Annotated in this window: 21 protein-coding genes; 10 read left to right on the forward strand and 11 right to left on the reverse strand. The window is 72.2% G+C overall.

Annotated elements, in window-relative coordinates; all coding sequences use genetic code 11:
• Positions 1-103: 103 nt before the first annotated feature.
• On the forward strand, positions 104-1441 hold the full coding sequence (locus tag ASG96_RS16825; RefSeq protein WP_057588697.1) for an HNH endonuclease signature motif containing protein: 1338 nt from the start codon (positions 104-106) through the stop codon (positions 1439-1441).
• 88 nt (positions 1442-1529) lie between these two features.
• Here ASG96_RS16825 and ASG96_RS16830 read toward each other — a convergent pair whose 3' ends face one another.
• The gene (locus tag ASG96_RS16830; protein WP_057588698.1) at positions 1530-2975 is read right to left on the reverse strand and encodes an NAD(P)/FAD-dependent oxidoreductase; all 1446 of its coding nucleotides are present in this window, start codon (positions 2973-2975) and stop codon (positions 1530-1532) included.
• Positions 2976-3064: 89 nt separating this feature from the next.
• Between ASG96_RS16830 and ASG96_RS16835 the strand changes: the two genes are divergently transcribed.
• Entirely contained in the window at positions 3065-5086 is a 2022-nt protein-coding gene (locus ASG96_RS16835; protein WP_057588699.1) for an NADPH-dependent 2,4-dienoyl-CoA reductase, read from the forward strand.
• Between the two features lie 17 nt (positions 5087-5103).
• Here ASG96_RS16835 and ASG96_RS16840 read toward each other — a convergent pair whose 3' ends face one another.
• From ASG96_RS16840 to ASG96_RS16865, 6 genes are all read right to left on the reverse strand, one after another.
• Entirely contained in the window at positions 5104-6384 is a 1281-nt protein-coding gene (locus ASG96_RS16840) for an adenylate/guanylate cyclase domain-containing protein (protein WP_057588700.1), read from the reverse strand.
• A 32-nt stretch (positions 6385-6416) separates the two neighbouring features.
• Complete coding sequence (locus ASG96_RS16845; RefSeq protein ID WP_235509202.1) at positions 6417-7718, reverse strand: glycosyltransferase; 1302 nt, start codon at positions 7716-7718, stop codon at positions 6417-6419.
• 1 nt (position 7719) lies between these two features.
• Positions 7720-8754 carry an LLM class flavin-dependent oxidoreductase gene (locus tag ASG96_RS16850; RefSeq protein WP_057588702.1) on the reverse strand — a complete coding sequence of 345 codons (1035 nt, stop codon included), beginning with the start codon at positions 8752-8754 and terminating at the stop codon, positions 7720-7722.
• Positions 8751-9293 carry a 2'-5' RNA ligase family protein gene (locus ASG96_RS16855; protein WP_057588703.1) on the reverse strand — a complete coding sequence of 181 codons (543 nt, stop codon included), beginning with the start codon at positions 9291-9293 and terminating at the stop codon, positions 8751-8753. The genes ASG96_RS16850 and ASG96_RS16855 overlap by 4 nt, the downstream gene beginning before the upstream one ends.
• A gap of 2 nt (positions 9294-9295) precedes the next feature.
• Positions 9296-10027, reverse strand: coding sequence for a hypothetical protein (locus ASG96_RS16860; RefSeq protein WP_057588704.1), 732 nt, complete (start codon positions 10025-10027; stop codon positions 9296-9298).
• A gap of 86 nt (positions 10028-10113) precedes the next feature.
• The gene (locus ASG96_RS16865; RefSeq protein WP_235509203.1) at positions 10114-10545 is read right to left on the reverse strand and encodes a MarR family winged helix-turn-helix transcriptional regulator; all 432 of its coding nucleotides are present in this window, start codon (positions 10543-10545) and stop codon (positions 10114-10116) included.
• Positions 10546-10635: 90 nt separating this feature from the next.
• Between ASG96_RS16865 and ASG96_RS16870 the strand changes: the two genes are divergently transcribed.
• From ASG96_RS16870 to ASG96_RS16880, 3 genes are read left to right on the forward strand one after another with little or no spacing between them, the layout of a single operon-like run.
• Positions 10636-12504: an ABC transporter ATP-binding protein gene (locus ASG96_RS16870; RefSeq protein ID WP_056751371.1), complete on the forward strand. Its 1869-nt coding sequence runs from the start codon at positions 10636-10638 to the stop codon at positions 12502-12504.
• A gap of 50 nt (positions 12505-12554) precedes the next feature.
• Positions 12555-13073 (forward strand): PH domain-containing protein, encoded by a 519-nt coding sequence (locus tag ASG96_RS16875; protein WP_056754299.1) that lies wholly within the window; start codon positions 12555-12557, stop codon positions 13071-13073.
• Entirely contained in the window at positions 13070-14596 is a 1527-nt protein-coding gene (locus tag ASG96_RS16880; RefSeq protein WP_235509204.1) for a PH domain-containing protein, read from the forward strand. The genes ASG96_RS16875 and ASG96_RS16880 overlap by 4 nt, the downstream gene beginning before the upstream one ends.
• Before the next feature lie 40 nt (positions 14597-14636).
• On the opposite strand, the gene ASG96_RS16885 is transcribed toward ASG96_RS16880, so the two are convergent.
• Both ASG96_RS16885 and ASG96_RS16890 read right to left on the reverse strand, forming a co-directional pair.
• Positions 14637-15674 (reverse strand): LacI family DNA-binding transcriptional regulator, encoded by a 1038-nt coding sequence (locus tag ASG96_RS16885; RefSeq protein ID WP_056751368.1) that lies wholly within the window; start codon positions 15672-15674, stop codon positions 14637-14639.
• A gap of 7 nt (positions 15675-15681) precedes the next feature.
• Positions 15682-18102, reverse strand: a complete 2421-nt coding sequence (locus ASG96_RS16890; RefSeq protein ID WP_082591851.1) for a glycoside hydrolase family 3 N-terminal domain-containing protein — start codon at positions 18100-18102, stop codon at positions 15682-15684.
• A 263-nt stretch (positions 18103-18365) separates the two neighbouring features.
• Between ASG96_RS16890 and ASG96_RS16895 the strand changes: the two genes are divergently transcribed.
• The 3 genes from ASG96_RS16895 to ASG96_RS16905 are packed head-to-tail and all read left to right on the forward strand — an operon-like array spanning position 18366 to position 21487.
• Positions 18366-19712, forward strand: coding sequence for an extracellular solute-binding protein (locus ASG96_RS16895; RefSeq protein ID WP_235506361.1), 1347 nt, complete (start codon positions 18366-18368; stop codon positions 19710-19712).
• 53 nt (positions 19713-19765) lie between these two features.
• Positions 19766-20635: a carbohydrate ABC transporter permease gene (locus ASG96_RS16900; RefSeq protein WP_157611000.1), complete on the forward strand. Its 870-nt coding sequence runs from the start codon at positions 19766-19768 to the stop codon at positions 20633-20635.
• A gap of 3 nt (positions 20636-20638) precedes the next feature.
• On the forward strand, positions 20639-21487 hold the full coding sequence (locus tag ASG96_RS16905) for a carbohydrate ABC transporter permease (RefSeq protein ID WP_056751359.1): 849 nt from the start codon (positions 20639-20641) through the stop codon (positions 21485-21487).
• Positions 21488-21549: 62 nt separating this feature from the next.
• On the opposite strand, the gene ASG96_RS16910 is transcribed toward ASG96_RS16905, so the two are convergent.
• Both ASG96_RS16910 and ASG96_RS16915 read right to left on the reverse strand, forming a co-directional pair.
• A complete protein-coding gene (locus ASG96_RS16910) occupies positions 21550-22833 on the reverse strand; it encodes an ankyrin repeat domain-containing protein (protein ID WP_157610956.1) in 1284 nt (427 codons plus the stop codon).
• A gap of 5 nt (positions 22834-22838) precedes the next feature.
• A complete protein-coding gene (locus ASG96_RS16915) occupies positions 22839-23807 on the reverse strand; it encodes an SMP-30/gluconolactonase/LRE family protein (RefSeq protein ID WP_057588706.1) in 969 nt (322 codons plus the stop codon).
• A 148-nt stretch (positions 23808-23955) separates the two neighbouring features.
• On the opposite strand from ASG96_RS16915, the gene ASG96_RS16920 reads away from it, so the two are divergent.
• Together ASG96_RS16920 and ASG96_RS16925 are read left to right on the forward strand one after the other, a co-directional pair.
• Complete coding sequence (locus tag ASG96_RS16920; protein WP_057588707.1) at positions 23956-25140, forward strand: sensor histidine kinase; 1185 nt, start codon at positions 23956-23958, stop codon at positions 25138-25140.
• Entirely contained in the window at positions 25133-25783 is a 651-nt protein-coding gene (locus ASG96_RS16925) for a response regulator transcription factor (RefSeq protein ID WP_082591852.1), read from the forward strand. The genes ASG96_RS16920 and ASG96_RS16925 overlap by 8 nt, the downstream gene beginning before the upstream one ends.
• Positions 25784-25803 lie beyond the last annotated feature (20 nt).

Below are 25803 nucleotides of genomic sequence, written 5' to 3' on the forward strand. Positions count from 1 at the left end.
ATTCGCGGTCATCCACAGATCCTACTTCTCCCAAGCAGATATGCAGAACATGTGTTCTAATTGGGTACTGGACAAGCGCAGTGCGATTCGCGAGGAGGTCACGGTGACACCGTTCTTCAACCCGTCGCGCATCGGGCCGTCGCCGGCCGACACCGCCTTCGACGAGACCTACACCAAGGCCCATCTCCAGATCGACCTGACGATCGAGGGCGACCGCATCCTCCGCGAGATCGAGGCGCTCGAGGTCGAAAAGGCCCAGGTCGAGTCAGACCTGCTCGACGCCTATGCCGCCCTCCACACCATCGAGGCCCAGCAGATCGCGGCGGCCTCGGTCCACGTCTGCACCGACCGCATCGTCGCCGAGGAGATCGCCCTCGCGACCGGCGTTGGGGCCGGGGAGGTCGCACGGCGGCTGACGCTGGCCACCGGTCCGCGGCGCCACCGGCTCGTGCGCCAGGCCCTCCGCGACGGCTCGACGTCCCTGCACCGCGCGCTTCAGGTCGTCTCGGAGACCGGTCTGCTGCCCGATGCCGACGTCGAGTCTGTCGAGCGGTCGGTGCTGGCGCCGAGTCGCGACGGCCAGGTGCTGCCGCAGCGCACGTTCTCCACGCGGCTGCGTCGCGCCGTGGCCTCCGTCGACCACCGAGGGTCCGCTGAGCGCCACGAGCACGCCAAGAGCCGTCGTGGCGTCTTCGGCCGCCTGACCGAGGACGGGATGGGCTCCCTGACGCTGGTGGCCACCGGTGACGTCGTCGCCGCCGTGCTCGACAGGCTCGACACCGCGGCACGTGCCCGTCGCGGTGCCGGCGACCCTCGATCGCTGGACCAGCTCCGCTGCGACCTCGCCGGTCAGGCAATGCTCAGTGGTCCGCTGGAGGACGGGCGGCCGACCGCTGGCCCCGACGCCCCAGCGACGGCGTGGCTCGTCGTGCCGTTCGAGGTGGCCGTGGGTGAGTCCGACGCCGCGTGCGAGCTCCCGGGGCACGGCTGGGTCACCGCCCGGCAGGCGCGCGACATCATGACGCGGCCCGGGTCGGCGTGGCACACGCTGCCCGTCGCCGTGCGGACCGGCCGCGCCCTCAGCGCACCCTCGGACTCCTACCGACCCACGCGTGCGATGGTCGAGCACGTCCGCGCCGTCGACGGCGTGTGCCGCGGGCCGGGCTGCGAGGCGCTCGCGAGCCGCTGCGACCTCGACCACGAGATCGCATGGCCGCAGGGCCCCACATCGGTCGGCAACCTCCACGCCAAGGAGCGCTTCCACCACAACATCAAGACCGCCGGGATCTGGAGATCGGAGCCCGTCGACGACGATGGGCTCGCGTGGACCACGACGACCGGACGCCGCTACGTCACGAGGCCGAAGGACTGGCGCGCGAGCCTGGACGACGGCACCCCGGCGCCCGGTCTCGGCGCCGACCCGGACCCGCCCCCGTTCTGACGTCGCCATCCGGAGGCTCGCTTCGGGTACGTCTACCGTGCGCCGAGGGGCGCACCGAGGGCCACGGGAGCGAGGTCTGACCGGTGTTTCAGCGGGCGAAGGACATCGCTTCGGTGACGTCGCTGCGGAGCATGTCGCGGCGGTCGAGCAGGTAGTTCTGCCGCATCAGCCACGGAGCCGCGTCCCCCTGCTGCGGCAGGTCGGCCGCGGCACGCTGCACGTAGCCCGACGCGAGCGGCAGCAGCGGCTGCCCCTCCATGCCCTCCGGAGCGCGCGGGGTCGCCACCCGCCAGGCGTGGTGCTCCATGTGGTTGAGCAGCCGGCAGACGTAGCGGCTCGCCAGGTCGGCACGCAGGGTCCACGACGCGTTGACGTAGCCGACGCAGACGGCGAGGTTGGGCACGTCGGCGAACATGACACCGCGGTAGACCGTGAGATCGCCTGTGGGACGGGCCTGCCCGTCGACGGTGATGGCGATGCCACCGGCGATCTTGATGCGCAGCCCCGTCGCCGTGACGACGACGTCGGCGTCGAGCTCACGTCCCGAGTGCAGCCGTATGCCATGTGGCACGAAGGTCTCGATCGTGTCGGTGACGACGTGGGCCCGTCCACTGCGCACCGCCTCGAAGAGGTCGCCGTCGGGCACGACGCAGAGGCGTTGGTCCCACGGGTCGTAGGTCGGGGTGAAGTGGTCGCTGACGAGGTCCCTCGAGCCGAGGGACTTCGCGGCCCCCTTGGACAGCAGTGACCTCATGACGGTCGGGCGCCGACGGCTCAGCTCGTACACGCCCATCGTCCCGAGGACGTTCTTGTAGCGGGCGACGGTGCCGGCGGCCCGCGTCGGCAGCACCTTCTGCAGCACGTCGCGCGCCCGGTCGCGACGAGGCAGCGACGCGATCCAGGTCGGCGTGCGCTGGAGCATCGTCACGTCGGCACCGGCGTGTGCGAGCGCGGGCACGAGGGTCACGGCCGTCGCTCCCGACCCGATGACGACGACCTTCCGGCCCGCCACGTCGAGGCCCTCCGGCCAGAACTGCGGGTGCACGACCTCACCCTCGAACGAGCCGAGACCCGGCAGCTGCGGGTCGTGCGGTCGCTCGTAGTCGTAGTAGCCGCTGCACAGGTAGAGGAACCCGCACGTCAGCTGCTCTCGGACTCCCCCGCGGTCGACCGTCACCGTCCAGCGCGCGTCCTCGCTCGACCAGTCGGCGCCGACGACCTTGTGTCCCAGACGGATCCGCTCGGCGATGGCGTGCTTCTCCGCCGTCGACCGCAGGTAGTCGAGGATCTTGGGCCCGTCCGCGATCGCATCGGGGTCGGTCCACGGCTCGAAGGGGAAGCCGAGCGTCATCATGTCGGAGTCGGACCGGACGCCCGGGTAGCGGAAGAGGTCCCACGTGCCGCCGAGCGAGTCGCGCCCCTCGAGGATCGCCCACGAGCGCGACGGGCTCATCGTCGACAGGCGGTAGCCGGCGCCGATGCCGGACAGGCCGGCTCCGACGACGAGGACGTCCAGGTGCTCGGTCTCGCTCACCCCGCCATTCTCACCCACGGTTCCGACCCACTGTGACGCTCGACGCGCGATCGGCTACCGGACGGTAACCAGCGGCTACCCTCGGGCGGGTGACGACGGCATACCCCCACCTGCTCGAACCCCTCGACCTCGGCTTCACGACGCTGCGCAACCGCGTCGTCATGGGCTCGATGCACACCGGCCTCGAGGACCGCGCCAAGGACTTCGACCGGCTCGCGGCCTACTACGCAGAGCGCGCCCGTGGCGGGGTCGGCCTCATCGTCACGGGCGGCTTCGCCCCCGACCTCGCCGGCGCGCTCTACCCGGGCAGTTCCGTGCTCGTCACGAGCCGACAGGCCAGACGCCACCGCGTCATCACGAACGCCGTGCACCGCGAGGGCGGCAGGATCGCCCTCCAGGTGCTGCACGCGGGCCGCTACGCCTACCACCCGCTCGCCGTCTCCGCGTCGGCGCTCAGGTCCCCGATCTCGCGCTTCAGGCCCCGCGCCCTGACCGCGCGCGGCATCCGCCGCACCATCGAGGCGTACGCCCGCTGCGCCCGCCTGGCGCGCGAGGCCGGCTACGACGGCGTCGAGATCATGGGCTCCGAGGGCTACCTCCTCAACCAGTTCCTCGCGCCGCGCACCAACCACCGCACCGACGAGTGGGGCGGCTCCCCGGAGAACCGTCGTCGCCTCCCGGTCGAGGTCGTCCGCGCGGTCCGCGCGGCGGCCGGCCCCGACTTCGTCATCGTCTACCGCCTCTCGATGCTCGACCTCGTGCCAGAGGGCCAGTCGTGGGACGAGGTCGTGGCGCTCGCCCACGAGGTCGAGGCGGCCGGCGCGACGATCATCAACACCGGCATCGGCTGGCACGAGGCGCGCGTGCCGACGATCGTCACCTCCGTCCCCCGCGGTGCGTTCACGCGCGTCACCGCGAAGCTGCGCCCCCACCTCACCGTCCCCGTCGTGACGTCCAACCGCATCTCGATGCCCGACCTCGCCGAGCAGGTCGTCGCCGACGGCAGCGCCGACCTCGTCTCGATGGCGCGACCCTTCCTCGCCGACCCCGACTGGGTGGCCAAGGCGGCGGGCGACCGCGCCGACGAGATCAACACGTGCATCGCCTGCAACCAGGCCTGTCTCGACCACACCTTCGCCAAGAAGACGGCGACCTGCCTCGTCAACCCACGCGCCGTCCGCGAGACGACCCTCGTGCTCGCGCCGAGCCGACGCTCCAAGCACGTCGCCGTCGTCGGTGCAGGGCCTGCGGGCCTCGCGACCGCCGTCGCGCTGACCGAGCGCGGCCACCGCGTCGAGCTCTTCGAGGCGGCCGACGACCTCGGCGGCCAGTTCGCGATCGCCATGCGCATCCCCGGCAAGGAGGAGTTCGCCGAGACGATCCGCTACTACCGCCGGCGGCTCGAGCTCGGTGGCGTCAAGGTCCACCTCGGTCGCCGCGCCGGGGTCGAGGACCTCACCGACTTCGACGAGGTCGTTGTCGCCACCGGCGTCGAGCCCCGCGTGCCCGACGTCCCGGGCGTCGACCACCCGAAGGTCGTGACGTATGCCGCCGCGGTCCGCGGCGAGGCACCTATCGGTCAGCGCGTGGCCGTGATGGGTGCCGGCGGCATCGGGGTCGACGTGTCGGAGTTCCTGACGCACGTCGAGTCCCCGATGACCGTCGAGCAGTGGATGGCCGAGTGGGGCGTCGGCGAGCCGGATGCGTCGCGCGGCGGGCTCGTCGAGGCACACCCGGCACCGTCACCGCGTGAGGTGCACCTGCTCCAGCGCAAGGCCACCCCGATCGGAAGGGGTCTCGGCAAGACCACCGGCTGGGTGCACCGGGCAGCCTTGAAGGCGAAGGGAGTCCACCACCACGTCGGTGTCAACTACGAACGCATCGACGACGACGGCCTGCACATCACGCACGGCGAGGACCGCTCCGACCCGCAGGTGCTCGACGTCGACACCATCGTGCTGTGCACCGGTCAGGAGTCGGTCGACACGCTCGGCCCCGCACTCGCGGCCGCAGGCGTCAGGGTCCACGTCATCGGCGGCGCCGACGTCGCCGCCGAGCTCGACGCCAAGCGCGCCATCCGCCAGGGCATCGAGCTCGCGGCCACCATCTGACGCCACTCGGACCGCGGTCAGCCGTCCGCGCCCTCGAGCAGGAAGGTGCTCATCGGCCCCTTGCTCTTGACGAGGATCGTCCCGCGGGGGCGGAGCGTGAACGCGGGCCCCAGCGCGGCCGCGACCTGCTCGGTCACCTGGATCTCTCCGGGTAGCCCGTGGGACTCCATCCGGCTCGCCGTGTTCACGGTGTCGCCCCAGAGGTCGTAGATGAACTTCCGGCGGCCGATGACCCCGGCGACGGCGGGCCCGGTGTCGATGCCGATGCGCACGGCGAGCCACTCGCAGCCCGGCTCGGTCGCGACGGAGGCGATCTCGTCCCGCATCGCGAGTGCCACGCGGGCGACCGCCTCGACGTGGTCGGGTCGCCGCTCCGGCAGGCCTCCCGCGACCATGTACGCGTCGCCGATGGTCTTGATCTTCTCGACGCCCTGGGCATCCGCCTCGTGGTCGAAGGCCGAGAAGATGCGGTCGAGGAGCGCGACGAGCTCGTCGGCGGGCATGACCTGGGTGCGCTCGGTGAAGCCGACGAGGTCGGCGAAGAGGACGGTCACGGCGTCGTAGTGCTCCGCGATGACACCCGACCCTCGTTTCAGCCGTTCGGCGATCGGGCCGGGCAGGACGTTGAGCAGCAGACGTTCGGAGCGCTCCTGCTCGGCCTCGAGGGCGATCCGGGCCCGCTCGCGCTGTTCGACGAAGTAGCCGAGCATGGCGTAGGCGCTGACGGTCACGCCCATGACGTTGAGCACGAAGAACGTGACGACGAACCCGGTCGGCAGGTCCGCGGGGTGCTGCGACAGCCGCGGGTCGAGCAGCGCCAGTGTCACGAGCGCGGTGAAGAACGCCACGAGCCAGCCGACCGAGCGCCGCACCCCGAGCAGCGCGAGCGCGGCGAGCGGCACGAAGATCGCCCACAGCACCATCCCGCTGGAGGCGATGAACCCGCCGAGCGACGCCTGGAGCAGGGAGGGGAGCACGAGGAACGCCACGAGCTGCGTCGTGCGGAACAGGGCGAAGCGCCCGGTGCGCGACAGGACGACGAGCCCCACGACGGTGATCACCTGGTAGGCGGCCGGGATCGCGGCCGACCGCGGGTAGCCGTAGGCGAGGTAGGTGCCGACCCAGATGAAGGAGATCAGCGCGATGAGCACCGACGCGAAGATCAGCATGCCCTGGCGCAGACCCTCGTCCTGGGACCGGCCCGGCCGCGCCCCGATCTCCGCGAGACGCTCGACGATGCGGACGGCAGCCCCTCTGAGACCGGTCCGGGGAAGGGTGAGCACGTCGGATGCGCCCATGCCGCGATGGTACGGCGGAGGACACACCTCCCTCAGGGCATCGGCGCGTTGCCCTGAAGGTGGGCGTGGATGAGGGCTGCGGCATCGCCAGCGCCGTCCTCCGCGCCGACGCACTCACCGAGGGCGTATGCCGCCGCGCGGGCTCCCGGGGACAGCGCCACCTCGAGCGCCCGCTCGAGCCGGGCCGCGGTGAGGTCCTTGCGCGCGATCGGCGGCGCGGCGACGCCGAGGTCGGCCATCCGACGGCCCCAGTAGGGCTGGTCGGCGGCATGGGGCACGACGACCTGCGGCACCCCGGACCGGACCGCGGCAGCCGTCGTGCCCGCTCCCCCGTGGTGGACGACGACGCCACAGCGCGGGAAGAGGACGTCGTGCGGGGCTGATCCGATCCCGAGGAGCCGGTGCGTCCCGTCCTCCGGCTCGGCATCGACCGACAGCCCGGCGAGACCCTCGCTCACGACACCACGCACGCCCAGCCGGCCGAGCGCCCGCACGACGGCGGCCACGACTCCCGCCGGGTCGGGCGTCGGCATCGAGCCGAAGCCCACGAAGACCGGAGGATCCCCCTCGCCGAGGAAGGCCTCGAGCGTCGGGTCCAGCGACCGGCCGGCGGCGTCGTCGCGCACCCAGTAGCCGGTCTGGCGCAGTGCCGAGGGCCAGTCGGCAGCGGGCGGGACGACGTGCGGACTGGCCGCGAGCAGGGTCGGGGTGCGCTCGGCCGCGGCCGTGTAGTGACGGAAACGCTGTCGTGGCAGTCCTCGTCGCGCGCGCACCAGGTCGCCGGACGGACGGAAGAGGTCGAGGGCGACGCGGCCCGCGAGGGTGCTCCACGCGTCGTTGACCCACGACGTCGACCGCGGGCGCAGCGCGAGTGCGACCGATTCCCCGTGCGCGCTCGGCCAGACCGGGGCGAAGACCGCGTAGACGTGCGGTTTCTCGGGGCGACCACTGTGACCACCGGTCGACAGCAGGGCGTCGACGAGGTCGAAGGTCAGCGCCCCCGAGACCACGGCATCGGCGCCGTCGACGAGGCGCGAGACGTCCGCGGCGAGCGCCGGCGCCGTCCCGGCCATGACCTGCCGCATCAGCCGGGCCTCGCGCACCTGCGTCCGCGCCGAGCCCCGGAGCGAGTCACGTCCGAGCCCCTCCCGGAGCGGGCCCTCGAGGTCGAACGACAGCGGCTCGAAGTCGACACCACTGCCCGCCACGACGTGACCGAGGTCGGCCGGCGCGGCGAGCGACACGGCATACGCCATCCGCCGGAGGCGTTGCCCGAGCGCAACGAGCGGCTCGACGTCACCGCGGGACCCCATGCCCAGCAGCAGGATCCGCACGTCAGCCCTCACCGAGCTGCGCGCGCACGCGCGGCACGACCTCCTCGGCGTAGAGGCGGATGCACTGCATGCGCTGGTCGTGCGGGAGGGTGCCGAAGGAGTACTTCAGCTGGAAGCGCGAGAGGCCGAGCACGCGCACCGTGTCGACGATCTTGGCGGCGACGGTGTCGGGCGAGCCGCAGTAGACGGCACCCTCGGGCCCGAGCTGCTGGAGCGCCTGGTCCGTGCCCATGGGCGCCCAGCGGCGCTCGCGGCCGAGCTTGTTCATGTAGGGCAGGAAGTGCGGCATGAAGTCGTCGCGCGCCTGCTCGTCGGTGGCGGCGACGTAGCCCGGCGAGTGCACGCCCACCGGGAGCTCGGGCCTGCCCATCTCGGACAGCGCGCGACGGTAGAGGTCGGCGAGCGGGGCGAACTGGCGCGCGGAGCCGCCGATGATCGCGATGACGACGGGGAAGCCGTAGTGCGCGGCGCGGACGACCGACTGCGGCGTGCCACCGACGCCGACCCAGACCGGCAGGTGGCCGGACTCCGTCGCCGGCATGACCTTCTCGACCCGGACGGGCGGGCGGATCGAGCCCTCCCACCGGACCGGCTGCTCGGCCACGACGGCGGCGAGCAGGTCGAGCTTCTCCTCGAAGAGGGTCTCGTAGTCGGAGAGGTCGAGGCCGAAGAGTGGGAACGACTCGACGAACGAGCCTCTGCCGACAGTGATCTCGGCGCGACCCCGGCTGATCGCGTCGACGGTCGAGAAGCGCTGGAAGACCCGGATCGGGTCGTCGCTGCTGAGGACCGTGACGGACGTGCCGAGCCGGATGTGCTCGGTGCGGCCCGCCAGGCCGGCGAGGAGCACGTCCGGGGCGCTGACGGCGTAGTCGTCGCGGTGGTGCTCGCCGACGCCGAAGAAGTCGAGGCCCAGCCGGTCGGCGAGCTCGCCCTCGGCCAGCACCTCCCGGATCACCGTCGCGGGGTGGAGCGGGGCGCCGTCGGGCCCGTCGGCGATGTCGCCGAACGTGTCGAGGCCGAGTTCGAGGCTCATGCGCCCATCGTAGGTAGGCCGCCGACCTGCCACGTGCGCCCGGCGTCGGGGTCCCAGCGCCGGACCGACTCGATCGTCCCGTCGAGCGGGCGGGCACGACCGAGGACGGCGAGAGCCTCACCGACCTGGCGGGAGCCGAGCCCGCGCGCGATGGTCACGTGCGGCGTCCAGCGTCCGGGGCGCACCTGGTCGGGGATGTCGGGCGCCCCGACCATCGCGGCCGCGAGCGACTGCTGGAGCCGGAGCAGCTCGGCCGTCGGGACGACGAGCCGGGCGAGCACGTAGCGGCGCGAGCCCGCGACGAGCAGGGACCCGAGACGGACCGGCACCGGCCGCATCGTCTCCAGGGTGCGGGCGATCCGGGCCTCGACGTAGTCGGGGATTGCACCACCCAGGGCCAGGGTCACGTGCGGCGCGTTCGTCGCGCCCTGGTGCTTCGCCTGGCTCGGCAGACCCGCCTCCGCGAGCGCCGCCCACTCACGCCGGACCTCCGTGTCGGTGGTGGCGTCGAGCAGGCCCTCGACCGAGTGGAGGGGCATGGTCAGGCGACCTGCTCCGACTCGGTGAGACCGGGGCGGTCGCCGAGGCCGAGGTGGTCGGCGACGAAGTCGCGCACGGCGGACTCGTGGTCGTCCCAGCGGCCGTCGCCGACCGGCACGACGAGTGTCGGCAGGTCGAGCGCCTCGACGACCGCGAGCTCCTGCCCGCGGCGCTGGCCCTGCCGCGTGGACGCGGCGTCGCGCTCGTGGTCGAGGTAGACGAGTGCCGGCGCGTGCGGCCGCACGGCCTCGACGAGGCGGGCGACGACGTCGGCGTCGGGTGAACGGAGCAGGACCGACTCCCAGACGTGCACGCCACGGGGCAGCGTCGCGCCGAAGCGCTCCCACCTGTCGGCGACGAGTGCCGTGCTGACGTCGGCGGGGACACGAGTCCCACGGGCCGCGTCCACGATCCGCTCGACGAGCGCGAGCGGCAGGTCCGGGTGCCGCTCCTGACGGACGAGCCACACGTCACCGTGCTGCTCGGCCGCGCGGAGGAGGGCCTGTGACATCGCGGGAGACTCGGCGGCGAGCGCCAGGAGATCGGCGGTCTCGAGGACGACCACCTGCTCGGCGCCGACCGGGTGGTCGACGGGGTGGTCGACCCGACCCTCGGCCCAGTGCTCGACCTCGACCTGCTGGTCGGCGAGCCACGATGCGATGCCGCGCGCCGTCGTGCTCCTGCCCGATCCCGGTAGTCCTTCGACCATGACCAGCCCGTTGACGACAGCCACCCACCAGCTCCTCGCCGGTGCTCGCCCCGGCCTCGCGTGCCGTCGGTTGCCGGCAGCGAAGTGTATGCCAGAGGACATTTCGCCCCTCAGCCCTCTCGGGGCCCGCGGGGGTCGAGCCGGCCGAGGATGGTGGCGAGCGACGCGCGTTCGCGGTCGCTCAGCGCGCCGAAGAAGTCGGCCGCGCCCTCGCGCCGGGCCTCGTCGACCTCCGCGAGCACCGACTCCCCCACCTCGGTGAGCGAGACCGTCATGGCGCGTCGGTCGGCCGGGTCGGGGCTGCGGTGCACGAGCCCCCGAGACTCGAGCCGGTCGACGACATCGGTGGCCGAGCGCGGCGCGATGAGCAGGTGGTCGGCGACGACCCCGAGCCGCGTGGGGCCGTGGTGCCCGATGACGCGGAGCGCCCGGGCGTCATGGGGCGAGAGGTCGGGCCCGAGGCCGGTGGCCCAACGGCGTCGGAGGGCGCGTGCCGCGCCCATGAGCAGCTCGTCGAGGGAGGGCTCGTCGGCGTCACGCATGGTGAGCAGCATACGGGCCGATGTGTAGATCGACCTCATAATGAGGTAACCTCAGCATCATGAACCGGAGACCAGACATGGAGTGACTGCATGACCGACACCACCAGCCCCCTGACGCCCCCCACCCGCGGCGGCCGCGGCCGCCAGCCCGAGAAGATCGACCCGCAGGACCGCGCCCAGCTCGCCGAGTCCCCCGTCTCGCTGCGACGGGTCGCAGGCCTCTTCCGCCCCCACGTCCGCACCGTCGCCGTCGTCACGGCGCTCATCGTGGCGATCTCGGTCATCTCGATGGCCCAGCCCTTCCTCCTGCGCGCCGTCATCGACGACGCCCTCCCCCACCAGGACGTCCGACTCCTGCTGTGGGCCGTCGGCGGCATGCTCGCCGTCACCGTCGTGAGCCAGCTGCTCGGCGTCGTCCAGACCTGGCTGACCACCGCCGTCGGCCAGCGCGTCATGCACGGCCTGCGCACCGACGTCTTCCGCCACCTGCAACGCCAGTCCGTGGCCTTCTTCACCCGCACCCGCAGCGGCGAGGTGCAGTCGCGCCTGACCCACGACATCAGCGGCATGCAGTCGGTCATCACCTCGACGGCCACGTCGATCGCGAGCAACCTCACCACCGCCGTCGCGACGGCCATCGCCATGGTCGCCCTCAGCCCCCGACTCTCGCTCCTGTCGCTGCTCGTCATCCCGCCGGCCGTCCTCATGACCCGCAAGGTCGCCCTGCTGCGCCGCGACATCACGGCCCAGCGCCAGCGCCGCCTCGCCGACCTGCACAGCCAGGTCGAGGAGGGCCTGACCGTGAGCGGCGCCACCCTCGTCAAGACCCTCGGCGCCGGCGAGGCCACGGCCGACCGCTTCGCCGCGACGTCCACCGACCTCATCGACCTGGAGCTGCGCTCACAGCTCGCCGGCCGCTGGCGGATGGCGACGATGCAGATCATCTTCGCCGCGATCCCCGCTCTCATCTACCTCGCGGCCGGGCTGCCCGCGACCTCGGGCGGCATGACCATCGGCACGCTCATCGCCTTCACGACCCTCCAGTCCGGCATCTTCCGGCCCCTCATGGGACTGCTCGACGTCGGCGCCCAGTGGGTCACCTCGATGGCCCTCTTCAGCAGGATCTTCGGCTACCTCGACCTGCCCGTCGAGGTGGCACCACCCGCCGATCCCGTTGCGGTGCAGCATGACCGGCTCCGCGGGGAGGTGCGCTTCGAGGGCGTCGCCTTCAGCCACGACCCGTCCGCCGCCGAGCACACGTATGCCGTCGACGACGTCACGCTGCACGTCCCCGCGGGCACGACGCTGGCTCTCGTCGGCGAGACCGGCTCGGGCAAGTCGAGCCTCGCCGGCCTGCTCGCACGGCTCCACGACCCCCAGTCCGGCCGCGTCACCATCGACGGGGTGGACCTGCGGGACCTCGACCCGGCCGACCTCGCCCGCATCGTCGGAGTCGTCTCGCAGGACACCTACCTCGTGCACGCCTCGATCCGCGACAACCTGCTGCTGGCGGCCCCCGGTGCCACCGACGACGAGCTGTGGCAGGCCCTCGCGGCCGCCCAGGTCGCGCCGCTCGTCGCGAGCCTGCCCGACGGGCTCGACACCGTCGTCGGCGCCCGCGGCCACCGGTTCTCCGGCGGTGAGAAGCAGCGCCTCGCGATCGCCCGCACGCTGCTGCGCAACCCGCGCGTCCTCGTGCTCGACGAGGCGACGAGCGCCCTCGACAACGAGACCGAGCGCGAGCTCCAGGCCGCGATCGACCGGCTCATGGCCGGACGCACCACCCTGACGATCGCGCACCGCCTGTCGACGATCCGCGACGCCGAGCAGATCGCCGTCCTCGACCGAGGCCGGGTCGCCGAGCTCGGCGACCACGACGAGCTGATGGCTCGTGGAGGTCGCTACGCGCGGCTCGTCGAGGCCCGCGAGGGCTCCGCACGCGAGGCGCTCGCTGCCTGATGCGCGGAGGGGCATGGGTGCCCGTGCCCGGCGTGTGGCACCGTGGGGTCGTGGAACCCGCCGACGTCCCCGTCGCCTCCGACCCCGTGCTCCGCGACCCCGCCCACCGCGTCTCACGCCGCGCCGTCGTCATGTGGACGTTCCAGGCGCTCGTGGTGCTCGCAGTCCTGCTGGCGGGTCAGGTCGTCTGGTGGCTCGTCGACGACGCACCGTCACGCACCCCGCACTGGGTCGTCGGCGCCGTCTGGCTCGTCGCCGGGGCGGCCTACGCCGTGGCGATGCCGCAGTGGCGCTACCGCGTGCACCGCTGGGAGGCGACGCCGCGCGCGATCTACACGCAGAGCGGCTGGCTCTGGCAGGAGCGCCGCATCGCGCCCCTCGGCCGCGTGCAGACCGTCGACCTCGAGCGCGGGCCCGTCGCGCAGCTGCTCGGACTCGCCGCCGTCACCGTCACGACCGCGTCGGCCGCCGGGCCCGTCACGATCCACGGGCTCGACCTGCCCGTTGCCCGCGAGCTCGTCGAGGCCCTGACGGCGGCGGCCGTGGCCGAGACGGGCGACGCCACGTGAACGAGGAGAGCGCGCCCGGCGAGCTCCGCGAGCCCGCGGACGACACGGACGGCTGGCGCCGACTCGATGCCCGGATGCTGCTCGTCCACCCCCTCGAGACGCTGATCCGCTTCCTCCCGGCGCTGCTCGCGCTCGTGATCTTCCGGGCCGGCTCCGACGAGAACGACCGCTGGGAGCTGTATGCCGTCCCGCTCATCGTCGCGTTCGGCGTGCTGCGCTGGGTGACGACCCGCTACCGCATCACCGCGGGCCAGATCGAGCTGCGACGTGGCCTCTTCACGAAGCAGACGACGACGGCGCGCCTCGACAAGGTGCGCACCATCGACCTGACGGCGCAGGTCCACCACCGGCTGCTCGGCCTGGCCAAGGTCGAGATCTCGACGGCCGGCGGCGGCCACGACCGGCTCGTCCTCGACTCGCTGAGCGTCGACGCCGGTCGTCGGCTGCGGGCCGAGCTGCTCCACCGGGTCGACCCCGCGGTCACCGGCCTGCCCGCCCCGACCGGCGCGCCCGTGCCGGCCGACGCGGTGCCCGGCGACGCGCCCCCTCCGGTCGACGACGAGGTGCTCGTGCGCCTCGACCCGTCGTGGATCCGCTACGCGCCGCTCACCGTGACCGGGCTCGCGAGCGCTGCGGCGATCGTCGGCTTCGCGTCGCAGGGCTTCTCGCGGTTCTCGCAGGAGCGGTCGGTCTTCCGCGACGGCGCGTCGTTCGTCTCACGGCTGTCGTGGTGGCTCGACGTGCTGCTCCTGCTCGGCGTCGTGTCGCTCCTCGCGGTCGGTGCCTACGTCCTGACCTTCTGGGGCTTCCGCCTCACCCGCAACCGTCTCGGCACCCTGCACACGCGTCGCGGCCTGCTCACCAACCGTGAGACGAGCATCGACGCCGCCCGCGTGCGCGGCATCCGGCTCGACGAGCCCTTGGGGCTCCGGCTCGCGGGCGCGCGCCGGCTCAAGGTCGTGACGTCGGGCCTGCTGCGCGAGCAGGGTGGGTCCGACTGGCTGTGCCCCCCGGCGCCGGCGGGCGTCGTGACGCCCCTCGCCCTGCGCATACGGCCCGACGAGGCCGCCGTGTCGGGTCCGCTGACGCCACACGGCCCGGCCGCCCGGCGACGACGGATGACGCGTGCGCTCGTGCCGGCCACCCTCGTCGCGGCCGGTCTCGTGGTCGCCCGCGTGCTGTGGGACTGGCACGGCTCGCTGCTCGTCCTCGTGCCGATGCTGTTCGTCGGGGCCGTGGCCCTGGGCCGCGACCGCTACGGCGCCCTCGGGCACACCGTGACACCCGACCACCTCGTGTCTCGCCACGGCTCGCTCGACCGGCAGCGTGTCGTGCTCGACCGCGACGGCATCATCGGCTGGAAGGTCGAGCAGTCGTTCTTCCAGCGGCGCGTGGGCGTCGCGACCCTCGTCGCCACCACGGCCGCGGGAGCCCAGCACTACGACGTCGTCGACGTGCCCGTCGAGATGGCGTATGCCGTCCTGGCGCGGGTGAGCCCCGAGCTGTCGGCCGAGTTCAGCTGAGACACCCGCCCGTCGAGTGGCGGCGTCGCCACCTCCGCCGTCAGCCCACCGAGGGGTCGAGCGGCGCTGTCGACCCGCGCAGGACGAGCTCGGTGGCGAGCTCGACGTGGTGTGACTCGATCGCCTCGCCCGCGATGAGCCGAAGAGCGGTGAGCACCGCGACGCGCGCCATCTCGGTCAACGGCTGGCGAACCGTCGTGAGCGGCGGCGACGCCATGCGCGCGAGCTGCGTGTCGTCGAAGCCGACGATGCTGAGGTCGTCCGGTATCCGCAGGCCGCGGGCCCGGGCCGCCTCCATGACGCCGACCGCGATCTCGTCCGACGCGGCGAAGATCGCGGTCGGGGGCACCGGCAGGCCGAGCAGGGCCGCACCACCCTCGACGCCGTTGACGTACATGAAGTGCGACGAGCGGACGTACTCCGACCGCACCGGGACGCCGATGCGTTCGAGGGCCGCCCGGTAGCCGTGCATGCGGGCCTCGTTGCAGGCGGCGAGCGGGTGTCCGCCGAGGAAGGCGATGCGCCGGTGTCCGAGCTCGAGCAGGTGCTGGGTGGCCGAGACCCCACCCGCGAAGTTCGTCGAGCCGACGCTCGTGACGTCGATGTTCGGCAGCTCCAGCGGGTCGATGACGACGAGGTGCACACCCCAGCGTGCCAGCGCGGCGATCTGGTCCGCCGACATGACGCTCGTGACGGCGATGAAGGCCCCGATGCCCCGGTCGGCGAGGTCCTGGGCCCACTGCTCCGGGGGCCCCAACAACGGCGCGCCCGTGGGCTGCCGGGTGATGATGACCGGCGTCCCGGACAGTGCCGCGGCGTCGACGACGCCCTGGATGATCTCGGCCGAGTAGGCGTGCAGGTCACCTTCGAAGCCGAGCTCGATGGACGCCCTGGCCGTCGGGCGCCCCCGTCGCGGGCCGCGGGGTCGGTAGCCGTTCTGGTCGAGCAGCTCCTGCACGCGCGCTCGGGTCGTCTGGGACACGTCCCGACGACCGTTGACGACCTTCGACACGGTGGCCACCGAGACCCCTGCCGACGACGCGACCTCCGCCAGCGTCGTGCGCGGCGAGCTGCTCATGGACGACCTACCGTTCGCGTTCGGCCCCGGAGACCTGCACGGGCGTGACGAGGACACGCTCGGCGCCGACGAGCCGGGGTTCGCCCGTCAGACGCAGCACCGCCACGCACGGCAGGTCGGCGGCGGAGCTGCCCACCATGACCTGGAGGTCACCCGGCTCCACGACACGACGAAGGTCGCGACCGGTGAAGGCCGTCCTGTCGGCGTGGAGTGTGAACGTCACAACGCGCGACTCTAGGGGTTCGAGGTCGACGCGAGCGAAACCGGCGAGCTGCAGGACCGGCCGTGTCACCTGCGCCACGGCGTCGTGCAGGTACAGCTGGACGACCTCGGCGCCCGGGAGGTCGCCCGTGTTGGTGACGCGCACCGTGATGCGCACCTCGCCGTCGGTCGCGATCTCGTCGTCGCTGAGCTCGAGACCGTCGATGACGAAGCTCGTGTACGACCGGCCGAACCCGAACGGGTAGAGCGGCGTCGGGTCCAGGGTGCTGATGCCGTGGTTGCCGACGCCGAGCAACGGCTGGAGGTAGGTGCCCGGCTGCGCACCGGGCGACCGCGGGATCTGGACGGGAAGCCTGCCGGACGGCTGCACCCGACCAGAGAGGACCCCGGCGATGGCCGCGGCGCCCTCCTCGCCCGGCATGAAGGCCTGGACGAGGCCGGCGGCGCGTCCCGCGACCTCGCCGAGGGCGTACGGCCGCCCCGAGACGACGACCACCACCACCGGAGTGCCCGTCTCGATGAGGCGGGCGACGAGCTCGCCCTGCACGCCGGGAAGGCTCAGGTCGGGGGCGTCACAGCCCTCACCCGAGGTGCCGTGGCCGAAGAGGCCGGCCAGGTCACCGACCGCGACGACGCACACATCGGCGTCGGCCGCCATGGACACGGCCTCGGCGAGGCCCGAGCGATCGGACCCGCTGGTGCTGCAGCCGCGTGCGTGCACGATGCTCGCATCCGGCAGCTCGGAGCGCAGTGCCTCGACGAGGGTCGGCACCGAGATGCCGAGTCCCTTGGCCGGGTAGCGGGGCAGGACGTGGTTCGGGAATGCGTAGCAGCCCATGAAGGTCCGGGGGTCGTGGGCCGCCGGGCCGATGACGGCGACCTTTGTGTGGGCGGGGCGTCCAGGGCCGGCCAGAGGCAGCACGTCGCCGGCGTCGAGCAGCACGATGCTGCGCTCCGCCATCGTGCGGGCCAGGGCCCGGTTGTCTGCGGAGTCGAGCTCCACGTCGGCCGCCCGCTCGACCGAGCCCTCCGGGGTCCAGCCGGGGTCGAGCAGGCCGAGGCGGATCTTCTGGAGCAGGACCCGCCGGGCCGCCCGGTCGACGACCGACTCGTCGAGGTCTCCCTCGGCGACCCGCGCCGTGAGCTGCTGGCCGAAACCGAGGGTGTCGGGCAGCTCGACGTCGATGCCGGCCGCCAGGGCGAGCGCCCCGGCGTCGTCCGCGTCCGCGGCGACGCGATGCATCGAGGAGAGGAACGGCACGGCCCAGTAGTCCGAGACCACCGTGCCCGTGAAGCCCCACGTGTCGCGCAGGGTCTCGGTGAGCAGCCACGGGTCGGCGCCCGCCGGAACCCCGTCCACGTCGGAGTACGAGTTCATCACCGAACCGACGCCGGCCTCGCGGACGGCCATCTCGAACGGCGGCAGGATGACGTCGAGCAGCTCGCGCCGGCCCATCGGCACCGGCCCGTGGTTGCGGGCCGCCCTCGAGGCGGAGTAGCCGGCGAAGTGCTTGAGCGTCGCGATGACACCCGCCCCCTGCAGGCCACGGACGTACGCCGCCCCCAGCATGGACACGAGATAGGGGTCCTCCCCCATCGTCTCCTCGACGCGCCCCCACCGGTAGTCGCGCACGACGTCGAGGACGGGCGAGAGCCCCTGGTGCACCCCGACGGCCGCCATGTCACGACCGATGGCGGCCGCCATCGCCTCGACGAGCTCGGGGTCGAAGGTCGCGCCCCACGCGATCGCCGCCGGGTAGACGGTCGCGCCGTAGGCGGTGAAGCCGGTCAGGCACTCCTCGTGCACGATCGCGGGGATCCCCAGTCGCGACCGCTCGATGACGACGCGCTGCTGGCGGACGACCTCGGCGGCGCCCTCCGAAGGCGTGAGCGGCAGGCTGCCGTGGACCCGGGTCAGGTGCCCGAGCCCGTGCGCAGCCGCGTCCTCCAGCGCCAGGGTCCCGGAGGCCGCGAAGACGTCCTGCATCGGAGCGACGTTCATCACCTCGGCCTGGTCGAGCCCCTCGGAAGCCTCGTCGTCGGGCTCACCGGTGGCCGACATGTCGTTGAGCACCCACCGGCTGCCGAGCTGGCCGACCTTCTCCGCCAACGTGAGTCGGGCCAGCAGGTCGTCGACCCGCACCTCGGGGCTGCGCAACGGGTCGAGCCACACCTCGTCCTGCGGCAGCCGGGTGGCCTCGATCATGGTGGTCCTCCTTCGAGACGACAGCGCGTCGAAAGTTTCGACCACCTGTCGATAGTCACGATGTGTGCCGAACGTGACTGTTTGAGCACGGAATATGGGATCACCTTCTACCCGGACACGATCCGAACACAACCCTTGACACGAAAAACCGGCGAAAAGTATCGTCGCTCGCACCAAGTTGTTGCGTGCCCGGACGCCCTCCTGGCCAACGCTCATGCGACACAGGCCAGGCCGCCCGCGGCCATGACACAGTGGAGATCAACGTGGATCCCAGAACAACCTCTCGTCGCACCTTCCTCGGGCTCGCCATGGGCGTTCCCCTGGCCGGGGCCCTCGCCGCGTGCGGAAGCTCGGGGCCGAGCAGCAGCACGTCCTCGGGCAGCGCCGGCGCCGCCGGCTCCGGCGCCTCCTACTGGTACCTCACCGGCCAACCCGGTGAGGGCATCCGCAAGGGGGCCGTTGACCGTTTCAACGCCGCCAACGCGAGCACCCAGATCGCCCAGACGGCGTTCCAGAACGACGCCTACAAGACGAAGATCAAGACGGCCCTCGGTGCCGGCCAGGCACCCACCATCATCTGGGGCTGGGGCGGTGGCGGGCTCAAGTCGTACGTCGATGCCAGCCAGGTCGAGGACCTCACCTCGTGGTTCAGCGACAACGCCGCCGTCAAGGACAAGCTCTTCCCGTCCTCGTTCGGGGCAGCGACGGTCGGCGGGAAGATCTACGCCATGCCGTGCGAGACCGTGCAGCCCATCGTGCTCTACTACAACAAGTCGGTCTTCGAGAAGGTGGGCGTGCAGCCCCCCACCTCGTGGGACGACATCATGGCGTTGGTCCCGAAGTTCAACGCCCAGGGCATCGCCCCGTTCTCCCTCGGTGGCCAGTCCCGGTGGACCAACATGATGTGGCTCGAGTTCCTCTTCGACCGGATCGGTGGTCCCGAGGTGTTCCAGGCCGCGTTCGAGGGCCAGAAGGACGCCTGGTCCAACCCCGACGCGATCACGGCCCTCACCAAGGTGCAGGACCTCGTCAAGGCCAACGGCTTCATCAAGGGCTTCTCGTCGATCACGGCCGACTCCAACGCCGACCAGGCCCTGCTCTACACCGGCAAGGCGGCCATGATGCTGCACGGCGCCTGGACGTACGGCAGCATGAAGAGCGACGGCGGCGACTTCGTCAAGGGCGGACACCTCGGCTGGATGAACTTCCCGCCGGTGGCCGGCGGCAAGGGTGACCCGACGAACACCGTCGGCAACCCCGGTCAGTACCTCTCGATCTCGTCGAAGGCCACTGCCGCCGAGAAGGAGACGGCCAAGAAGTTCTTCACGACCGGCGTGCTCGACTCGACCGAGGTCAAGGCGTGGATCGACACGGGCTCCATCCCGATCGTCAAGGGCGCCGACTCCAACATCGGGAGCTCCGAGGACGCCGAGTGGCTCAAGTTCCTCTACGGGGTGTCGAGCAACGCCAAGGTCTTCGCGCAGTCGTGGGACCAGGCCCTGCCGCCGAGCGCCGCCGAGACGCTCCTCGACAACATCGCCAAGCTGTTCCAGCTGAGCATCACCCCGGAGCAGTTCGCCACCAACCTCAACGCGGTCACGAACTCGTGACCGCCGCCAGCGTCGGGTCCGCCAGGCCGGCACCGTCCCGTTCCGCCAAGAGCGTGCACGGTCGCTCGCTCGGGTGGCTGGCGGTCCCGGCGCTGGTCTTCTTCGTCGCCTTCGGCGTCATCCCGCTCATCGGCGTGCTCCTGCTCAGCTTCACCACGTGGGACGGCATCGGCGAGGTCGTGCCCTCCGGCCTCACCAGCTGGAAGTCCGTGCTCTCCGATCCCGGGCTCCCGCACGCCATGTGGGTCACGTTCCAGGTGGCGGCCCTCTCCTGGCTGTTCCAGACGCCGATGAGCATCCTCCTCGGCGTCTTCCTCGCCGGGGCACAGAAGTACCGTGCGTTCCTCGCGGTGCTCTACTTCATCCCGCTGCTGCTCAGCTCGGCGGCGATCGCGATCACCTTCAAGGCCCTGCTCGACCCCAACTTCGGCATCGGCACCGGCTTGGGGCTTCCGTTCATGTCCCAGGACTGGCTCGGTGAACCGAAGCTCGCTCTCGGGGTCGTCGTCTTCGTCGTGTCCTGGCAGTTCATCCCGTTCCACTCGCTCATCTACCAGGGCGCGGTCCGCCAGATCCCGACCTCGATGTACGAGGCGGCCCAGATCGACGGAGCCGGGCGCATGCGGCAGTTCTTCTCGATCACGCTGCCCCAGCTGAAGAACACGATCGTCACGTCGTCGACGCTCATGGTCGTCGGTTCGCTGACGTTCTTCGACCTCATCTACGTCCTCACCGCCGGCGGACCGGGCGATGCCACCCGGGTGCTCGCACTCGACATGTACAAGCGCGGCTTCCAGGCGAACCTGATGGGCCCGGCCAGTGCCATCGGCGTCATCCTCGTCCTCGTCGGCCTGCTCCTCGCGCTCCTGTTCCGACGCCTCGGCGGGGGCGACCAGACCGCCAGCCAACTCGAGGGGGCCTGAGCCGTGGCCGACACACCACAGAAGACCACCCGCATCCGCAGCACGAACTGGATCGGCGGCACACTCAGCTGGTTCTGGCTCTTCATCGTGATCCTGCCGATCTACTGGATCGTCATCACGAGCATCAAGAGCCAGTCCGAGTACTTCGTCACCAACCCGTTCGTGCCATCGTCCGAGCCGACGCTCGACGCCTACCGGCTCGTGATCGAGTCGGGCTTCATCCGCTACTTCTTCAACAGCGTCATCGTCACGGTCGGCGCGGTCATCCCGGCGGTCCTCGTCTCGTTCATGGCCGCCTTCGCGATCATCCGGAGCCGGCCGCACTGGTTCCTCAAGTCCACGAACGCGGTCCTGCTGATGGGCCTGGCGATCCCGCTGCAGGCGACGATCATCCCGGTGTACCTCATCATCATCCGGCTGCACCTCTACGACACCCTGCTGGCGCTGATCCTGCCGTCGATCGCATTCGCGATCCCGCTCTCGGTCCTCGTCCTGTCCAACTTCATCCGCGACGTGCCCAACGAGCTCTTCGAGTCGATGCGCCTCGACGGCTGCAGCGAGTGGCAGACGCTCTGGCGGCTCGCCCTCCCGCTGACGCGCCCGGCGCTCGTGACGGTGACGATCTACAACGCCCTGCTCATCTGGAACGGCTTCCTGCTCCCGCTCGTGCTCACCCAGAGCCCGAACCTGCGGGTGCTGCCGCTCGCGCTGTGGACCTTCCAGGGCCAGTACGGCATCAACGTGCCGGCCATTCTCGCCGCCGTGCTGCTCACCGCGCTGCCGATTCTCGCGCTCTACGTCGTCGGACGCCGTCAGCTGCTGAGCGGCCTGACAGCCGGCTTCACCAAGTAGGGGGAAGCCGGCCGCCACGGTCTGGTCGCGTGGGGCCGGCCGTCCCTGACTCGCCCAGCGGGTCAGGGACGCTCGAGGATCCGGGCGATGGCGGCATACCCTTTGGCGCGGGCGTGCTCGAGCGCGGTGACCCCGTCCTTGTCGGCGATGGACCGGTCGGCGCCGGCGTCGAGCAGGATGCGCACGATCTGCTGGTGGCGCTCACCGCCGTCGCCGAGGATGACGGCCTCGAGCAGAGCGGTCCAGCCGAGGTCGTTGACGTGGTCGACGTCGATGCCGGTCGTGACGACGCGGCGCACGTAGTCCACGTGGCCGCGCTCGCTCGCGGGGATGACGGAGACACCGCCGAAGCGGTTGCGGATGGTCAGGTCGGGTCCCGCGGGCAGGAGCGCCTCGAGCATCGGGACGCTGCCGGTGACGCCGGTGACGAGCCACGGCGTGTCGTGGCGGTCGTCCAGGGCGTCTGGGTCGGCACCCATCGCGACGAGCACCCGTGCGGCGTCGACGTGGTCGCCGGTGGCCGCGAGCAGCAGCGCGGTGCGCTGCTTCGCGTCCCGCGTCTCGAGACCCGCACCCGCGCGCAGGGCCAGAGCCACTCCGTCGGCGTCGCCGCTCGACGCGGCCGCGAGGAGGGCGGCGTCCGGGTCCTTGACGGGGTCGGTGGTGGTCGCTGTCACGAGGACTCCTGTCAGTCGGTCGAACCCGCGTTCGCGGGCCATCTGGAGCGGGGTGAGGCCCTCGTCGCGCGAGGGTCGGGTGAGCTCGGCACCGCCGGCCACGAGGAGGCGGACCGTGTCGACGTAGGTCGTGGTGTCGCGCCCGAGCCAGACGGCCTCGTGGACCGCCTGGTAGCCGATCCGGTTGACGTGGTTGCGGTCGATGCCGGCCCGGAGCAGCGCACCGACGACGAGACCGTGCCCGCGCTCGGCCGCACGGATGAGGCCGGTGCCGTTCCAGCTGTCCTTGTCGTCGACCCGGGCGCCGTGCGCGAGCGCCAGCCGGAGCAGCCCGAGGCGGCCCTCGCTCGTGGCGATGAGGTACGCCGACTGCTGGGTGTCGTCCTTGGCGTTGACGTCCGCGCCCCGCGCGACGAGGGCCGTGGCGCGCGGCAGGTCGTCGTCCCACGCGGCGGCCCGCAGGTCGGCGTCGAGCAGCGCCCGATCGGCCGCCGACGGCGTCACCGTCTCCTCGTCGAGTGGCCTCGTCGCCGCGCCGGTCGCGGTGGCCGGTGCTGCTGCTGGGGTCACCGTGGTCGCGGGGCCACTCGAGGTGCAGGCGACGAGGGTGGTGAGCGCGAGCCCGGCGAGGGCCGCCACCGCTGCCGTCCCCCTGCTGCCTCGTCCCATGGTGCTCATCGTGCCAGCGGGTCGGTGACGACCTCGTAGGGTCCGGACGCCACCGGCTCGTCGAACTTGCTGTCGACGTAGAGCGTGCGGCCGTGCAGCACCTTCGCCGTCGTCAGCACGCGGGCCGGGTCGGTGGCCTGCTGCGAGACGAGCCGTGCGCTGCGTCCGTCGGCGGTCAGCTCGAGCGTGGCGAGCATCCGGGCGACGTTGCGCACTACGGTCAGGCGCGAGCCCTGCCGCACGAGCCCGTCGGCGTCGGTGAGGGCGGCGCCGCCGGTGTCCACGGACGTCGCGGCCCCGGTCGCGAGGTCGAAGCGCCAGAGCAGCCCGGCGTTGCCCTGGGCGACGACGAGGGCGGAGCGGTCGGCACTGACGACGACGCCGCCGAGGTTGAAGCCGGGCCGCTGCTCGATCGTGCCCGTCGCGTCGGCCCACTGCGTCACGGACCAGTCGCCACCGTCGCGGGCGACCCGGTAGACCTGCGGCGCGTTGGAGTTCGTGAAGTAGGCGGCGCCGTCCGGCCCGATGGCGACGTCGTTGAGGAAGACGTTCCCGTCCGGTGCCCGGAGGGCCGCGAGCAGCTCGCCGTCGGGCGAGTACACCCAGAGGTCGGGTCGTCCGGTGCCGATGCCGTTGGGCCCGCCGGCGACGTAGACGCGCCCGCCGGCGTCGGTCGTGACGCCACGCGCCGTGAAGCGACCGTCGGTCCCGTCGCCACCGAGCCACTCCTCGGTCTGCGCGACCCCCGCCGATCCGCGGTGGATCTCCCCGCCCGTCGTCTCGCTGACGTAGAAGAGGCCCCGGCGCTCGTCGGCGCCGATGCCCTCGAACTTCGAGCCGCCGGTGTCACCCGTCAGCAGGTAGGTCCCCGGTCGGCCGCGGTCAGACGGCTGTGCCTGGGCCTGAGCGGGGAGCAGCAGGGGCGCGGCGGCGAGGACGGTGAGGACCGTGAGGACTGTGGGGGTGCGCGTCATGGTGGTCTCCGATGGGGATCGCGGTGGGGTCGGTGCAGTCCCACCACCGTCGCGGGCGCACCCCGTCCACCGCGTCGGGCGACCGGCCACTCCCGGATAGCCGATCGGATGATGCCGACGCGCCCTCGACGTCCCTAGGCTGCCGGTCATGGAGGAGGGCATCCTCGCGCCGGTGGCGCGACTCGACCGGTGGCTCGACGCCGTCCTCGTCGCGCTCCTCGTGACGTGCTCGGTGCGCTATCTCCTGCGCCACGACCTCGACGGCACGGCGGTGCTCGTCCTCGCGGGTGCGGCCGTCCTCGGCGCCGCCTACCTCACCCGTCGGCTCGTCGCCGGCCACGCCGCCTGGCCGTACGTGTGGATCACGGTCGTCGTCGTCCTGTGGGTGGCCCTCAGCCTCGTCGCCCCGTCCTTCGCGTGGACGGCGGTGCCGGTGGCCTTCGCCGTGCTCCAGGTCCTTCCCTTCGCGTATGCCGTCACGGTCGTCGTCGTCATGACCACGGTCGTCAGCGTGGCGTGGAGTCGCATCATCGACGAGCTGGACCCGACGGTCGTCGTCGGGCCCGTCGGCATCGCGCTCGTCACCGTGCTGTCGTACCGCGCACTGGAGCGCGAGGCGCGCACCCGACAGACCCTCATCGACGAGCTCACCGATGCACAGGCCGATCTCGCTGCGGCCCAACGCCGCTCGGGCGCCCTCGCCGAGCGGACCAGGCTGTCGCGGGAGATCCACGACTCCGTGGGCCAAGGCCTCTCGAGCATCACGCTGCTCCTCAGCGCGGCTGAGCAGGACTGGGACCGCATGCCCGCCGCCGCCCGCGAGCACGTCGCCACCGCCGGCGTCGCGGCGCGTGAGGGGCTCGACGAGGTGCGCCGCGTGGTGCGCGACCTCGCCCCGGCCGGCCTCGAGGACGACGCGACCGGCGACGCCCTGACGGCGGCCCTCGAGCGGGTCGCCGGCGGGACCCACGGGCTCGACGTGCAGGTCCGGGTCCACGGTGCCCCCGTCGCCGTGGACCCCGCTGTCGCGAGCGCGCTCGTCCGGTCGGCGCGGGGAGCCGTGGCCAACGTCGTCGAGCACGCCGACGCCACCCGGGCCGTCGTCAGCCTCACCTTCCTCTCGGACGAGGTGCGCCTCGACGTCCGCGACGACGGGCACGGCTTCGACCCGGCCCGCCGCCCGGGAGCGCGCGGAGACCGCGGACACGGGCTGGACGGCATACGCGAACGGGCGTCGGGCCTCGGCGGCAGCGCCGCCGTCGAGAGCGCCCCGGGTGAGGGCACGACCGTGACGGTGCGCTTCCCCCTCGTGGTGGAGGAACCCCGTGGCTGACAGCGGCTCCGACGTCGTGCGCGTCGTCCTCGTCGACGACCACCCCGTCGTGCGCGCGGGCCTGCGCGCGCTCGTCGACGGGCAGGAGGGCATCGCCGTCGTCGGTGAGGCGAGCGACCTGGCGAGCGCCGTGCGGGTCGTCACGGCGGAACGCCCCGACGTGGTCCTCATGGACCTGGGCCTCGGCGACGGGCCGGGCGGGGCGGAGGTGACCGCTCGGCTGCGAGCCCTGCCGCACCCGCCGCACGTGCTGGTGCTGACGACCTACGACACCGAGGCCGACATCCTGCGGGCACTCGACGCAGGCGCCCTCGGCTACCTCCTCAAGGACGCTCCGCCCGACCGGCTCTTCGCGGGCATCCGCGCCACCGCACGCGGCGAGACGGTGCTCGCGCCTTCGGTGGCGGCCCGGCTCGTCCGGCGCACCGCCTCACCCGGTCCGGTCGTCACGGAGCGGGAGGTGGAGGTGCTCGAGCTGCTCGCCCGGGGGCTCGGCAACCGCGACATGGCGCGCGAGCTCCTCGTCTCGGAGGCGACCGTGAAGTCGCACCTCTCGCACGTCTACACCAAGCTCGGCGTCGATACCCGAGCCGGCGCGGTCGCGGCGGCGATCGAGCGCCGCATCATCCGGCCAGGCGGATGATGCGGCGCGCTCGAGGGGTC

The sequence above is a fragment of the Terrabacter sp. Soil810 genome (genome assembly GCF_001429645.1).
In the GTDB taxonomy this organism is placed as follows: Bacteria; Actinomycetota; Actinomycetes; order Actinomycetales; family Dermatophilaceae; genus Terrabacter.